The organism is Streptomyces sp. AV19 (genome assembly GCF_015999245.1).
GTDB lineage: Bacteria > Actinomycetota > Actinomycetes > Streptomycetales > Streptomycetaceae > Streptomyces.
The window spans coordinates 281,651-295,437 of the sequence record NZ_JAEAMR010000004.1; the positions used below are offsets into that span (position 1 = coordinate 281,651).

Annotated in this window: 14 protein-coding genes; 10 read left to right on the forward strand and 4 right to left on the reverse strand. The window is 71.8% G+C overall.

The genetic code is table 11. The annotated features are described in order from the left end of the window. The first annotated feature begins 44 nt into the window (after window positions 1-44). From I5Q34_RS06040 to I5Q34_RS06065, 6 genes are all read left to right on the forward strand, one after another. Entirely contained in the window at window positions 45-1,826 is a 1,782-nt protein-coding gene (locus I5Q34_RS06040) for an ABC transporter substrate-binding protein (RefSeq protein ID WP_199891105.1), read from the forward strand. Window positions 1,827-1,959: 133 nt separating this feature from the next. Continuing rightward, window positions 1,960-2,958 carry an ABC transporter permease gene (locus I5Q34_RS06045; RefSeq protein WP_199891106.1) on the forward strand — a complete coding sequence of 333 codons (999 nt, stop codon included), beginning with the start codon at window positions 1,960-1,962 and terminating at the stop codon, window positions 2,956-2,958. Further along, a complete protein-coding gene (locus I5Q34_RS06050) occupies window positions 2,955-4,007 on the forward strand; it encodes an ABC transporter ATP-binding protein (protein WP_199891107.1) in 1,053 nt (350 codons plus the stop codon). Before I5Q34_RS06045 ends, I5Q34_RS06050 begins: the two co-directional genes overlap by 4 nt. Continuing rightward, on the forward strand, window positions 4,004-4,999 hold the full coding sequence (locus I5Q34_RS06055) for an ABC transporter ATP-binding protein (protein ID WP_234428450.1): 996 nt from the start codon (window positions 4,004-4,006) through the stop codon (window positions 4,997-4,999). The genes I5Q34_RS06050 and I5Q34_RS06055 overlap by 4 nt, the downstream gene beginning before the upstream one ends. A gap of 620 nt (window positions 5,000-5,619) precedes the next feature. Continuing rightward, on the forward strand, window positions 5,620-6,303 hold the full coding sequence (locus I5Q34_RS06060) for a trimeric intracellular cation channel family protein (RefSeq protein WP_199891108.1): 684 nt from the start codon (window positions 5,620-5,622) through the stop codon (window positions 6,301-6,303). A 22-nt stretch (window positions 6,304-6,325) separates the two neighbouring features. Next, window positions 6,326-7,183, forward strand: a complete 858-nt coding sequence (locus I5Q34_RS06065) for a thioesterase family protein (RefSeq protein ID WP_199891109.1) — start codon at window positions 6,326-6,328, stop codon at window positions 7,181-7,183. A 24-nt stretch (window positions 7,184-7,207) separates the two neighbouring features. Here I5Q34_RS06065 and I5Q34_RS06070 read toward each other — a convergent pair whose 3' ends face one another. Further along, the gene (locus I5Q34_RS06070) at window positions 7,208-7,795 is read right to left on the reverse strand and encodes a TIGR03086 family metal-binding protein (RefSeq protein ID WP_199891110.1); all 588 of its coding nucleotides are present in this window, start codon (window positions 7,793-7,795) and stop codon (window positions 7,208-7,210) included. Between the two features lie 184 nt (window positions 7,796-7,979). Here I5Q34_RS06070 and I5Q34_RS06075 point away from each other — a divergent pair, with 184 nt between their 5' ends. After that, entirely contained in the window at window positions 7,980-9,149 is a 1,170-nt protein-coding gene (locus I5Q34_RS06075) for a cysteine desulfurase family protein (RefSeq protein ID WP_199891111.1), read from the forward strand. A gap of 62 nt (window positions 9,150-9,211) precedes the next feature. Next, complete coding sequence (gene mnmA, locus I5Q34_RS06080; RefSeq protein WP_234428451.1) at window positions 9,212-10,360, forward strand: tRNA 2-thiouridine(34) synthase MnmA; 1,149 nt, start codon at window positions 9,212-9,214, stop codon at window positions 10,358-10,360. A gap of 27 nt (window positions 10,361-10,387) precedes the next feature. Here mnmA and I5Q34_RS06085 read toward each other — a convergent pair whose 3' ends face one another. Next, window positions 10,388-10,963, reverse strand: coding sequence for a hypothetical protein (locus I5Q34_RS06085; RefSeq protein WP_199891112.1), 576 nt, complete (start codon window positions 10,961-10,963; stop codon window positions 10,388-10,390). Between the two features lie 464 nt (window positions 10,964-11,427). Between I5Q34_RS06085 and I5Q34_RS06090 the strand changes: the two genes are divergently transcribed. Beyond that, window positions 11,428-11,649, forward strand: a complete 222-nt coding sequence (locus I5Q34_RS06090; RefSeq protein WP_199891328.1) for a hypothetical protein — start codon at window positions 11,428-11,430, stop codon at window positions 11,647-11,649. A gap of 154 nt (window positions 11,650-11,803) precedes the next feature. Here I5Q34_RS06090 and I5Q34_RS06095 read toward each other — a convergent pair whose 3' ends face one another. Both I5Q34_RS06095 and I5Q34_RS06100 read right to left on the reverse strand, forming a co-directional pair. After that, window positions 11,804-12,004 (reverse strand): DUF397 domain-containing protein, encoded by a 201-nt coding sequence (locus I5Q34_RS06095; RefSeq protein ID WP_199891113.1) that lies wholly within the window; start codon window positions 12,002-12,004, stop codon window positions 11,804-11,806. Window positions 12,005-12,012: 8 nt separating this feature from the next. Then, a complete protein-coding gene (locus I5Q34_RS06100; protein ID WP_199891114.1) occupies window positions 12,013-12,864 on the reverse strand; it encodes a helix-turn-helix transcriptional regulator in 852 nt (283 codons plus the stop codon). Between the two features lie 244 nt (window positions 12,865-13,108). Between I5Q34_RS06100 and I5Q34_RS06105 the strand changes: the two genes are divergently transcribed. Next, complete coding sequence (locus tag I5Q34_RS06105) at window positions 13,109-13,600, forward strand: ATP-binding protein (RefSeq protein ID WP_199891115.1); 492 nt, start codon at window positions 13,109-13,111, stop codon at window positions 13,598-13,600. Window positions 13,601-13,787: the final 187 nt, after the last annotated feature.

Genomic DNA, 13,787 nt, shown 5'->3' on the forward strand with positions numbered 1-13,787 from the left:
AGCCCGTCATCGCAGCAACTCCACATCACGGAGGTCGTGACATCTTGGCTACTACGCACAGGACTTCGAGGCGCGGAACGGTCGCCGGCGCGACGCTGGTCGTCGCGGCCCTCGTGGGCGTCACCGCCTGTGGCGGGGGCGGCGGAAGCAAGTCGGGCGGCGGGGGCGGCGGCAAGGGGGCCGGCTTCAACGCCGGCGTCGGGAAGGTCGCCAGCCCGTCCGACAAGAAGGGCGGCGAGCTGAAGTACATCGCCACCCAGGACGCCGACTCCTGGGACCCGCAACGCGGTTACTACGGTTTCGCCTGGGACTTCATGCGCTACTACACGCGCACGCTGGTCACCCCCAAGCCCGGCCCGGGCGCGGAGAGCAGAACCGTCGTGCCGGACCTGGCCACCGACACCGGGAAGCTGTCGGCCGACAAGAAGACCTACACCTTCACCCTGCGCCCCGGCATCACCTGGGAGGACGGCAAGCCCGTCACCAGCCGGGACGTCAAGTACGGCATCGAGCGCACCTGGGCCCAGGACAAGATCTCCGGCGGCCCGACCTGGCTGATGCAGGTGCTGGACCCGGACAAGACGTACAAGGGTCCGTACAAGGACGACAGCAAGGACAAGCTGGGGCTCAAACAGATCGAGACGCCCGACGACAGGACCGTCGTCTTCCACCTGGCCAGGCCCAACGGCGACTTCCTCCAGATGCTGGCCATCCCCGCCGCCGCCCCGGTGCGCCAGGACATGGACAAGGCGGAGAAGTACGCGCTGCGGCCGTTCTCCAACGGCCCGTACAAGTTCGAGTCGTACGACCCCAACAAGAGCCTGGTGCTGGTCCGCAACGACAAGTGGAACAAGGACTCGGACGCCGTCCGCAAGGCGCTGCCGGACAAGGTCTCCATCAAGTTCACCACCAACGCCGACGCGATGGACAGCGACCTGATCGCCGGCAACTACGACCTCGACCTCAACGCCACGGGCATGGGCTCGGCCGGCCGGCAGAAGGCGCTGCAGTCCGCCAAGGGCAACCTGGACAACCCGCAGACGGGCTTCATCCGTTACGCCGCCTTCCCGCAGTCCGTCGCGCCGTTCGACAACGTCCACTGCCGCAAGGCCGTCGTGTACGGCGCCGACCACACCTCGCTGCAGACCGCGCGCGGCGGCCCCGAGGCGGGCGGCGACATCGGCACCGGCATGCTGCCGCCGGCCGTCCAGGGCTTCGAGAAGGGCTTCGACCCGTACGGCATCGCCCAGGGCAAGGCGGACATCGCCAAGGCCAAGGAGGAGCTGAAGGCCTGCGGCCGGCCGAACGGCTTCAGGACCACCATCGCGGTCCGCAACAACAAGCCGCAGGAGATCGCCACGGCGGAATCGCTCCAGGCGTCCCTGAAGAAGATCGGCATCGACGCGCAGGTCGACCCGTACGACGGCGCCCAGGCCTCGACCGTCGTCGGCGCCCCCAAGAACGTCAAGGCCAAGAACTACGGGATCATCGTCTTCGGCTGGGGCTCGGACTTCCCCAGCGGCCAGGGCTTCCTCCAGCCCGTCGTGGACGGCCGGTTCATCCTCGAGTCGGCCAACCAGAACTACCCCGAGATCAAGGACCCCGCGATCAACAAGCTGATCGACGACGCCATCGCGGAGACCGACCCGGTCAAGGCGGGGAAGATCTACCAGGAGGCCAACAAGAAGGTCATGGAGGGCGCCTACTACCTGCCCTTCACCTACGAGAAGAACATCATCTGGCGCAGCTCCCGGCTGACCAACGTCTACACGACCGACGCGTACAACGGCCGCTACGACTACTCCTCCCTCGGCGTCGTCAAGTGACCGTCGAATAAAGGCAATTCCGCTCAGCCGGCGCATCCGCCGTCAGCCCCCGAAGGGCAGGTGAGGGCCGAGCGCGGCGGTCCGGCGGCTCCCCGCGACGGGGGACCGCCGGGCCGCCGCCGGGCCGACCGCAGTGTTCGCTTACCTCGTCAGGCGGCTGTTCGCCGTCATCGTGATGTTGCTCGTGGTCACGCTGGTGACCTTCCTCATCTTCTTCACCATCCCCAAGCTGACCGGCGCCGATCCCGCCGCCATGTACGTCGGCAAGCAGGCGGACCCCGCGACGATCGAGGGCATCCGGGAGAAGCTCGGGCTCAGCGACCCGGTGCTGGTGCAGTTCTGGCACTTCGTCAGCGGCCTGTTCACCGGCCGCGACTACACCGGGGGCGGGACCACCGACCACTGCCCGGCGCCCTGCTTCGGCTACTCCTTCCGCACCGAGCAGCCGGTCTGGCCGATCCTCACGGACCGGCTGCCCCCGACCCTCTCGCTGGCCGGCGGCGCCTGCGTGGTGTGGCTGCTGCTCGGCGTCTCCGCCGGGGTGGTCTCCGCGCTCAAGCGGGGCACCAAGATCGACCGGGCCGCCATGATGACCGCCCTCGCCGGTGTCTCGCTGCCGATCTACTTCACCGCGCTGCTGCTGCTGGCGCTCTTCAAGTTCCGACTCGGCTGGACCACGGCCGAGTACGTGCCCTTCTCCGAGGACCCGGCGGGCTGGTTCGACGGGCTGATCCTGCCGTGGGTCGCGCTGGCCTTCCTCTTCGCGGCGATGTACGCGCGGCTCACCCGGGCCACCATGATGGAGGTCCTCGGCGAGGACTACATCCGCACCGCCCGCGCCAAGGGCCTCACCGAGCGCGTCGTCATCGGCAAACACGCCATGCGCTCGACGATGACCCCCATCGCCACCATCCTCGGCATGGACCTCGGGGCGCTGGTCGGCAGCGCGATCCTCACCGAGAGCGCCTTCAACCTGCCCGGCCTCGGCCAGGCGGCGGTCACCGCCATCAACAACAAGGACCTGCCGGTCATCCTCGGCGTGGTCCTCGTCGCGGCCGCCGCGGTCGTCCTCGCCAACCTCGTGGTGGACCTGCTGTACGCCGTGATCGACCCCCGAGTGAGGCTCTCGTGACTTCCCCCGCGTATCTGGACGTGCGCGACCTGCGCATCCACTTCCCCACCGACGACGGCCTGGTGAAGTCCGTCGACGGGCTCTCCTTCCGGCTGGACAAGGGCCGGACCCTGGGCATCGTGGGGGAGTCCGGCTCCGGCAAGTCCGTCAGCTCGCTGGGGATCATGGGCCTGCACACCGTCGGCCAGTACGGCCGCCGCAAGGCGCGGATCTCCGGCGAGATCTGGCTGGACGGCACCGAACTGCTCTCCGCCGACCCCGAGAAGGTGCGCCGGCTGCGCGGCCGCGAGATGGCGATGATCTTCCAGGACCCGCTGTCCGCCATGCACCCCTACTTCACCGTGGGCGCGCAGATCGCCGAGGCGTACCGCATCCACCACCCCGGCGCCGACAAGAAGACCGCCCGCCGGCGCGCCGTCGAACTGCTCGACCGCGTCGGCATCCCGCAGCCCGGCCGGCGGGTGGACGACTACCCGCACCAGTTCTCCGGCGGCATGCGCCAGCGCGCGATGATCGCCATGGCCCTGGTGAACAACCCCGCCCTGCTGATCGCCGACGAGCCGACCACCGCCCTGGACGTCACCGTCCAGGCGCAGATCCTCGACCTGATCCGCGACCTGCAGAAGGAGTTCGGCTCGGCGGTCGTCATCATCACCCACGACCTGGGCGTCGTCGCCGAACTCGCCGACGACATCCTCGTCATGTACGGCGGGCGGTGCGTCGAGCGCGGGCCGGCCGAGCAGGTCTTCTCCGCGCCGCAACACCCTTACACCTGGGGCCTGCTGGGCTCCATGCCGCGCATCGACCGCGAGCAGACCGAACGGCTCATCCCGGTCAAGGGCTCCCCGCCCAGCCTGATCAACGTGCCGCCCGGCTGTGCCTTCAGCCCCCGCTGCGCCTACGCCGACGTGCCGTCCGGCGGTGTCACCCGTACCGAGCGGCCCGGGCTGCGGCCGGTGGCCGGTGCCGAACGACACGACTCCGCCTGCCACTTGACGCAGGAGGAGCGGACCCGGATCTGGACCGAAGAGATTGCGCCCAAGCTATGACGGCTATGACAGAGACTCTGCTCAAGGTCGAGGGACTGATCAAACACTTCCCCATCACCAAGGGGCTGCTGCGCCGGCAGGCCGGCGCCGTCCGCGCCGTCGACGGCATCAGCTTCGACGTGCGCGCCGGGGAGACGCTCGGCGTCGTCGGCGAGTCCGGCTGCGGCAAGTCCACGATGGGACGGCTGGTGACGCGGCTGCTCGAACCCACGGGCGGGACGATCGAGTTCGAGGGCCGGGACATCTCCCATCTCGGGGTGGCCGGCATGCGGCCGCTCCGCCGCGACGTCCAGATGATCTTCCAGGATCCGTACTCGTCCCTGAACCCCCGGCACACGGTCGGCACGATCGTCGGTGCCCCCTTCCGGCTCCAGGGCATCGCGCCGGACGGCGGTGTGAAGGCGGAGGTGCAGCGGCTGCTGGAGCTCGTCGGGCTCAACCCCGAGCACTACAACCGCTATCCGCACGAGTTCTCCGGCGGGCAGCGGCAGCGCATCGGCATCGCGCGGGCGCTGGCGCTCAAGCCGAAGCTGGTCATCGCGGACGAGCCGGTCTCGGCGCTGGACGTGTCCATCCAGGCGCAGGTGGTCAACCTGCTGGACGACCTCCAGGACGAGCTGGGGCTGACGTATGTCATCATCGCCCACGACCTGTCCGTCATCCGGCACGTCTCGGACCGGATCGCGGTGATGTACCTGGGGAAGCTGGTCGAACTGACCGATCGCGCCTCGTTGTACGCCCGCCCGATGCACCCCTACACGAAGGCGCTGCTGTCGGCGGTGCCGGTGCCCGACCCGGCGCGACGGGCGAAGCGCGAACGGATCCTGCTGAAGGGCGACGTGCCGTCGCCGATCTCCCCGCCGGCGGGGTGCCGCTTCCACACGCGGTGCTGGAAGGCGACGGAGGTGTGCGGGAGGGAGGAGCCGGGGTTGCGGGTGCTGGGGGTGGGGCATGAGGTGGCGTGCCATCACCCGGAGGGGGTGGGCGGGTGAGGGTGCCCCCGGCCCGCCCTTTCACCGTTTCTTGGGGGCAAGCCCCGGGGCCCGGCACCGCGCTCCGCGCGGTGGGGCTCCGCCCCCTGCACCCCGGTCGGGGCTGCGGCCCCGGCCCCCGCTCCGGGGGCTCCGCCCCCGAGCCCCTTTTCGGGGCTCCGCCCCGGGCCCCGCAACCGCGCTTCGCGCGGTTGTCCTCAGGCGCCGGACGGGCTGAATCGGGGCTCCGCCCCGGACCCCGTATCGCGGCTCCGCCGCTCGTCCTCAAACTCCGGACGGGCTGGATTTCGCGCCCGCACTGATTGTCCGGGCCGGACGGGCTGGATCAGCCCGTCCGGCGTTTGAGGACAGCGCCCGAAGGGCGCTTCAGGGGGCCAGGGGGCGCAGCCCCCGGTCAACGCGGCGAAGCCGCGTTGCGGGGTGCAGGGGGCGCAGCCCCCGCCATCACCGCGCGGAGCGCGGTGCCGGGCCCCGGGGCGCAGCCCCGGAGGAAACGGTGAAAGGGCGGGGCGGGGAGAAACGAAACGGGCGCACCCCCGGGGGTGCCGCAGGGGCGCAGCCCCCGCGAGAACGGATCAGGGCGGGGCGGGGGCAAGCCTTCCGACCGGTAAGAATGTCGCGTGCTCACCGACCTGTTCACCCCCTCCGTCCAGCATTGGCTGGACATCGCCGGAATCTTCGTCTTCGCGATCTCCGGCGCCCTCCTCGGCGTCCGCAAGAACTTCGACGTCTTCGGCATGGCCGTGCTGGCGGAGGTCACGGCCCTGGGCGGCGGACTCTTCCGGGACCTGGTCATCGGCGCCGTACCCCCGGCCGCGTTCAGCGACCTCGGCTACTTCCTCACCCCGCTCATCGCCACCCTCCTCGTCTTCTTCCTCCACCCGGAGGTGGAGCGGATCACCACCGCGGTGAACGCCTTCGACGCCGCCGGCCTCGGCCTGTTCTGCGTCACCGGCACGGTCAAGGCGTACGGGCACGGCCTCGGCCTGACCCAGTCCGCCACCCTCGGCCTCGCGACGGCCGTCGGCGGCGGGGTGCTGCGCGACGTCCTGGCGCACGAGGTGCCGTCCCTGCTGCGCTGGGACCGCGACCTGTACGCCGTCCCCGCCATGGCCGGCGCCGCGCTCGCCGCGCTGCTCCTGCGGTACGACGCCCTGCACGGGCCCGCCATCGCGGTCCCGGTGGTCACCGCCTGCGGCCTGCGGCTGCTCGCCATGCGCTACCACTGGCGCGCCCCGCGCGCCTGGCACCGGCGCAGTGCCGCGTCGGAGAACGGCGGGACAACCGAGGCTACCCGTGGGTAACTTCGCGGTGTAGCGTGCGCCCATGGCACAGGCACCCGCACCCGCAAGCACCGGCACCGGCACCGGCGAGTTCGACCGGGACACCGCCGTCCGTCCCCGCCGGGAACCCGGCGTCCATGACGCCCACGTCTCCGCCGGCTGGACGCTCTTCGGCGCCGCCAACGGCGGCTACCTCCTCGCCACCGCGGCCCGCGCGCTGGGCGACACCCTCCCGCACCCGCACCCGTTCACCATCACCGCCCACTACCTGAGCGTCACCCGCCCCGGCCCCGCGGTCGTCCGCAGCGAGCCGGTCCGCACCGGCCGGACGCTCTCCACCGGCCAGGCGAGCCTCTTCCAGACCTCCGAGGACGGCACCGAGGTCGAGCGGCTGCGCGTCCTGGCCACCTACGGGGACCTGGACGCGCTCACCGGCGACGTCCGCACCACGGCCGAACCGCCGTCCATGCCGCCGTACGAGCACTGCGCCGGCAGCCGCCCCGAGGGCTTCGCCGAAGCCGGAAACGGCTTCCTCTCCCGCCTCGACCTGCGGCTCGACCCCGCCACCGCGGGCTGGACGGTGGGCCGGCCGGGCGGCGGGCAGGAGATGCGCGGCTGGTTCGGCTTCGCCGACGGCCGCGAGCCCGACCCGTACTCCCTGCTGCTGGCCGCCGACGCGCTGCCGCCGACCCCCTTCGACCTGGGCATACCCGGCTGGGTGCCCACCGTGGAGCTCACCGTCCACGTCCGCCGGCGCCCCGCCCCCGGCCCGCTGCGGATCTCGGTCGTCACCCGCAACCTGGCGAGCGGCTTCCTGGAGGAGGACGGGGAGATCTGGGACGCGGAGGACCGGCTCGTCGCCCAGTCCCGGCAGCTCGCGCGGCTGCGGGACGGCGCCTGAGCCGGTCCGTACGAAAAGGACCGGCTACTTCACGTCGCGCCCGGTCCGGGCCGCCAGCCGGGTGTGCACGTCCGCGCCCTCGGGGGCGGGCCGCGCCGGCTCGAAGGCGCCCGGCCGGCCCTCGGCCGGGATGGCGGCCTCCGCCGTGGCGAGCGCGAAGGCGGACAGCTCGGGGTCGAGCCCGACCGGCCGGCCCAGGGTCTCGTTGAGGTCCCAGGCGTGCGTGACGGTCTCCAGGACGAAGAAGGCGACCGCTCCGTACCCGGGGGACGAGCCCCACGGGGCGTCGAACGGGGCGGCGAGCCGCGCCTCGTCGTCCCACTCCGCGACGAGCCGGGCACCGGCCCCCGCGAGGACCTCCGCCCACGCGTCGTCCGCCACCTCCGGGAGCCCGGTCGGCGGCCCCGGCTTGAAACCGGCGGTGGCGGCCCCCTCCGCGAACTTGGTCCAGGCGCCGAGGAGATGGCGCAGCAGCGCCCGTACGTCGAAGTCGCCGCACGGCGTCGGCTCGCCGAGCCGCTCCGTCCGCACGCTCGCCACAAGGGTGTTCAGCTGCTCAACGGCGCGCCGCAGCTGGGGGCGCGGGTCGGTGACGGTCCGGGCGTCGGTCACGGGCGGCTCTCCTCGTGGGTGACTGATGGGCGGCCGAAGGAACGGCCGCAGCAGAGCCTGCCTCCGATGGAGGCCCTGTGCCCAGCCGTTTCCGGCCAAATGTCAGGCCGTCCCCCGGGGCGCCCGCACGGGCCGAACCACCGGGTACGGGCGCCCCGCGGCGGCTCGTAGAATCGAGCCCACCATGGCCTACCTCGACCACGCCGCCACCACTCCGATGCTCCCGGAGGCGGTGCAGGCGATGACCGCCCAGTTCGCCGTCGCCGGGAACGCCTCCTCACTGCACGCCGCGGGGCGCCGCGCGCGCCGCGGCGTCGAGGAGTCCCGCGAGGCCCTCGCCGCCTCCCTCGGTGCCCGACCCAGCGAGGTCGTCTTCACCGCGGGCGGCACCGAGGCCGACAACCTCGCGGTCAAGGGGATGTACTGGGCCCGCCGGGCCGCCGACCCCGCGCGCACCCGCGTCCTCGCCAGCCCCGTCGAGCACCACGCCGTCCTCGACGCCGTGGACTGGCTCGCCACGCACGAGGGCGCCACCGTCGAGTACCTGCCGGTGGACGCGTACGGGCGGGTGCACCCCGACGCGCTGCGCGAGGCGATCGCCCGCAACCCCGCCGACGTCGCGCTGGCCACGGTCATGTGGGCCAACAACGAGATCGGCACCGTCATGCCGGTCCGCGAACTCGCCGACGTCGCCGCCGAGTTCGACATTCCGCTGCACGCCGACGCGGTACAGGCCGTCGGCCAGCTGGACGTCGGCTTCGCCGCCTCCGGGCTGGCCGCGATGACCGTGAGCGCCCACAAGATCGGCGGCCCGTACGGCGTCGGCGCCCTGCTGCTGGGCCGCCGCTACGCGCCCGTACCGCTGCTGCACGGCGGCGGCCAGGAGCGGCACGTGCGCTCCGGCACGCTCGACGTCCCCGGCATCGCCGCCTTCGCCGTGGCGGGCACGCTCGCCGCGGAGCGCCGCGAGGACTTCGCCCGCGAGGTCGGAGCCCTCCGCGACCGGCTGATCGCCGGGGTCCTGGCCGCCGTGCCGGACGCGGTCCTCGGCGGCGACCCCGATCCGGCGGGCCGGCTGCCCGCCAACGCCCACTTCTCCTTCCCCGGCTGCGAGGGCGACTCCCTGCTACTGCTCCTGGACGCCCAGGGGATCGAGTGCTCCACCGGCTCCGCCTGCACGGCCGGCGTCGCGCAGCCCAGCCACGTCGTCCTGGCCACCGGCACCGACCCGGAGCTGGCCCGGGGCACGCTGCGCTTCTCCCTCGGGCACACCTCGACGGAGGCGGACGTGACCGCCGTCGTCGAGGCGATCGGACCGGTGGTGGAACGGGCCAGGAGCGCGGGCCTGAGCTGACCCCCGGGCCCGGGGAAACCCGTTTACGGGCGGCGGAGGGATCCCCGTACCCTGGAGGGGCTATGACTGACTTCCCGGGTGCACCCGACCTCAACGCCCCCCGCAAGGGTCTCCGCGTCCTCGCCGCCATGTCCGGCGGCGTCGACTCCGCCGTCGCGGCCGCCCGCGCGGCCGAAGCCGGCCACGACGTGACCGGTGTGCACCTGGCGCTGTCCGCGAACCCGCAGTCCTTCCGCACCGGCGCCCGCGGCTGCTGCACGATCGAGGACTCCCGCGACGCCCGCCGCGCCGCCGACGTCATCGGCATCCCCTTCTACTGCTGGGACCTGGCCGAGCGCTTCCGCGAGGACGTCGTCGAGGACTTCGTCGCCGAGTACGAGGCCGGCCGCACGCCCAACCCCTGCCTGCGCTGCAACGAGAAGATCAAGTTCGCCGCGCTGCTGGACAAGGCCCTCGCCCTCGGCTTCGACGCCGTCTGCACCGGGCACTACGCCACGGTCGTGCTGAACGAGGACGGCACCCGCGAGCTGCACCGCGCGAGCGACATGGCCAAGGACCAGTCGTACGTCCTCGGCGTCCTGGACGAGCGGCAGCTCGCCCACGCCATGTTCCCGCTCGGCGACACGGTCACCACCAAGGACGAGATCCGCGCCGAGGCGGAGCGCCGCGGCCTGGCCGTCGCCAAGAAGCCCGACAGCCACGACATCTGCTTCATCGCCGACGGCGACACCCGCGGCTTCCTCGCCTCCCGCCTCGGCCGGGCCGAGGGCGACATCGTGGACGAGTCGGGCGCCAAGGTCGGCACCCACGAGGGCGCCTACGGCTACACGATCGGCCAGCGCAAGGGCCTGCGCATCGGCCACCCGGCCCCCGACGGCAAGCCGCGCTACGTCCTGGACATCTCCCCGGTGACCAACACGGTGACGGTCGGCCCGGCGGAGGCGCTGGACGTCTCCGCCCTGACCGCGATCAAGCCGCGCTGGTGCGGCGTCGCCCCGTCCGGCCCCGGCCGCTACACGGCCCAGCTCCGCGCCCACGGCGGCGAGACGGAGGTCACGGCGGAGCTGCTCGACGGCCCGGAGCTGCGGGTGCGCTTCGACGAGCCGGTGCGGGGCGTGGCCCCGGGGCAGGCGATCGTCCTCTACGACGGGACGCGGGTCGTGGGATCGGCGACGATCGCGACGACGGAGCGGGCGGTGGCCGCGCGGTAGGACGCGGTAGGACACCGCCCGGCCCGCTCAGGCGGTCGTGCGCACCACGTCCGTGACCTCGCACCGGCCGCTCCCCGCCGGGGCGCCCGGCTTGGGGACGTACGGGGTGGAGACGTCCTGCGTGCTCGTCCTGCCCGGGCCGACGAGGATGATCGACGGGTTGCGCGTCGTCCGGGTGCCGTCTGGGGCGGTGAACCTCATCGTGAGGCGGTAGTTGTACGTGAGGGTGGCGCTGCTGTTGGTGGCGCTCAGCTTGGCGGTGATGCCGAAGCGGTCCGAGTAGTCGCAGCCCAGGATCTTGATGTCGCGCATCGCGCTGTTGCGGCTGCTGCCGTGGGAGCCGCCGATGGTGGTGGTGCCGCCGTTGGTGGTGGTCGAGTCACCGGTGGTGCCGGTGGTGCCCGTCGTCGTCCCGCCGCTGGTGGTCGTGGTGCCGCCCGAGGTGTCGCCGGAGGTGCCGCCCGAGGTGGTGCTCGACCCTCCGGAGCCGCTGCCGTGGTGGCTGGATCCGCCTCCTCCGCAGCTTCCGCCGTGGCTGCCGCGGGCTCCGGTCAGAGCGACGACGGCGATGCCGAAGGCGGCCGTCGCCCGAACGTGACGCATCTTCATTTGTGTGGAACTCCCCCGATAAATGGTGTGCTTGAGTGCCCGTTTGACGAGCGCACGACAGGCTAACAACGCCCATACAAGTGCCAAAATCTCTGCGGGATCTGTGACACGGGCGCTACCGAACCGGTCCCGAACCGGGACGGAGGGTGGCTGAAAACGGGCTATATGCCGTGGGTGCCCGGCTCATGCCCCGTGGCCACGTCGATGTGGGCCACCGACGGAATTCGCCGACCCGGTGGAACGCGGCTCTTGTCGTGTGGGGATGCCGTGTTGATGTGCGGAGATTCCCGGTGACCTCCAGCCCGCCGGCGTCGAGGTCCACAACCCCCGACCTGGTTCTGACCACCCTCAACGCCAAGGGCAGACCGGAGATCGAGCCGACCGTCGGACGCGGTCGCGGCCATGTCTCCGCCGTGCGGAGCGCACAGAGGGGCTTCGACGGCGCATACTGGCCCCATATGACGAAACGATCCGCGCCCCGGCGCCACCTGTCCACGAGCCCCTTCAAGGCCCCGGTTGCTCCGCCGGCAAAGCACTTTGCCCTAGGAGAACGGGTCTCACACGACCGGTATGGCCTGGGCAAGGTCATCGGTGTCGAGGACGAGACCGCGATGCTCGTCGACTTCGGCTCGCACGAAGTCCGAATCGCCAGCCCGTACACGGGGCTGCACAAGCTATGACCTCATGATCCGGCCTGTTCACCGATCAAGATCCGATGCGACCGCGCGACCTCAATGAGACGGGATGCCCGCGCCCAGGCACCACCGGGCCTCCGGGCTCCGGCGCATTCCGTCACTGGGCTCGGCCGCGGTTCGCCGGTCGGCGATCAGGGGATCAGGGCGCCGGATCGTCCGCGACGCCGGCCTTGAGGCCGGCCAGCAGGCCCCTGAGGACGGTGGGGCCGGTCAGTATGACCTGGGCGGGGGATTCGCTCTCGCGGAGGGCTATGCCTTCGCCGGATCCGGTGAGTTCTACGCAGTTGTTGCCGCCGTCCTCGCAGAATGACGACCGGTGCCAGCACGACGTGGGTAACACGGCTTCCCCTACAGCTCTTTGGCGATCGCGTGGATGAAGTCCCTCGACTCCTCCTCAGTCAAGGCGGTGGCCTCGACCCTGTCCAGCCTCGCTCGGAAGTTGGCCAACTGGGTCGGTGAGTCGAAGAACACCGCTCCCGTGGGGGAGTCCATGTGGACGGTGTCCAACCGGCGGTTCTCGGCTTCCGCGTAAAGGATCGAGTTGCCGATCGTCGGGAAGCCGCCTGCCGAGAAGGGGATGACGAGGAAGGTCACGTTCTCGGCCTCGCTCGACTCCAGGAGGTGGGGCAGCTGTGCGCGCGCAACCTTGCGGCCTCCGAGCTGCATGCGCAGCGCCGCCTCGTGGATCGTGCCCAAGTACGGCACGCGACGCTTCCCGGTCACGACCTCCTGCCGTGCCAGCCGATGTGCCACGCGCAGCTCCACTTCCAGGCGCCGGAGCGGCGGCACGATGAGGTCGAAGACGGCCCGTGCGTGTTCTTCGGTCTGGAAGAGGCCGGGCAGGTGGGCCGTTTGGGCCGTGCGGATCCGCGCCGCGTCGTACTCCAGCTCCGAGACGTCGAGGAAGCCCGGCGGGATCTTGCCCCGGTACTCCTCCCACCAGCAGCCCTTTCGCCCCTTCGACATCCGGGCCAATGTGTCGATCAGGGGCTCGTCGCCGCATTCGTAGATGCTGGCGAGGCGTCTCAGACGTTCTTCGCTGATCCCGAAACGGCCGGCCTCGACGTTGGAGATCACTGTCCGGTCCGTACCGAGCAGGTTCGCCGCTTCCGGCGCGGACAGGCCGGCGGCGTCCCGGAGGCGGCGCAGCTCTGCGCCGAACCTGCGTTGGCGAATCGTCGGGGCGTGCCGTTGAGCCACGTACACCTCACTCCTTACTCGCGCACAGTCTCCCGACGGGCGCGGCTTCGGTCCACCGGATCGGGATTGTTAACCCGTTCTGGGGATCGAGTAGAACCGTTATGCAAGGCGCCGCTACCTTGTGATGCGCGCCACTCGGTGAGCCCGCGGAAGTGCACCGTCCTCGCACGCCCGAGGCGGCAACGACACCGTCGGCAGCGGAACCCAGTAGCGCGTAACGCCCCACCACCCCACCGGAGGAGCCGTGCACAGCAACCCCCTCCCACCCCGCCCCACCCCCGCTCCCCTCCCCTTCACCGCCCCCTGGGAGTACGAACTCGCCATCCCCCGCGACCCGCGCGGCCCCGGCATCGCCAGAGCGACCCTCCGGGCCGTCCTCGGCGCCCACGAACTGCACGAACTGATGGACCGGGCCGAGGTGTTGACGTCCGAGCTCGCGACCAACTCGGTCCGTTACGCCGACGGTCCCGCGACCGTACGGCTCTGCTGGACGCATCCCGTCCTGCGGATCAGCGTCGCCGACACCGGGCCGGACTTCGCCGTCCCGAGCGCGCCGCCGCACGCCGAGGCCGGCCAGGGACGGGGACTGCTCATCCTCGGTCTGATCGCCCACCGATGGGGCCGTTTCCCCCTCGGGCCGCCGGGACCGTTCGGAGCGGCGGGGAAGGTCACCTGGTTCGAGCTGGTGCTGGACCCCGGGCCGCCGCCGGGGTGCGTACCCGCGCTGGCCGCCTGACCCTGCCGTCGGGGTCGGGCCGGTGGGGCGGCATGGTGCCCGGTTGGCCGACCGTCTCGTCTCGGGCCCCTCCGGGGCCCAAAGCGGCCGGCTACGCGGAGCGGGGGCGGGGCCCGCCGTCGGGCGGGTCCAGCCGTCGAGGTGCGGATTGCGGGCGATTTGGTTCTGCGCGGCGGTGTGGCTGCCG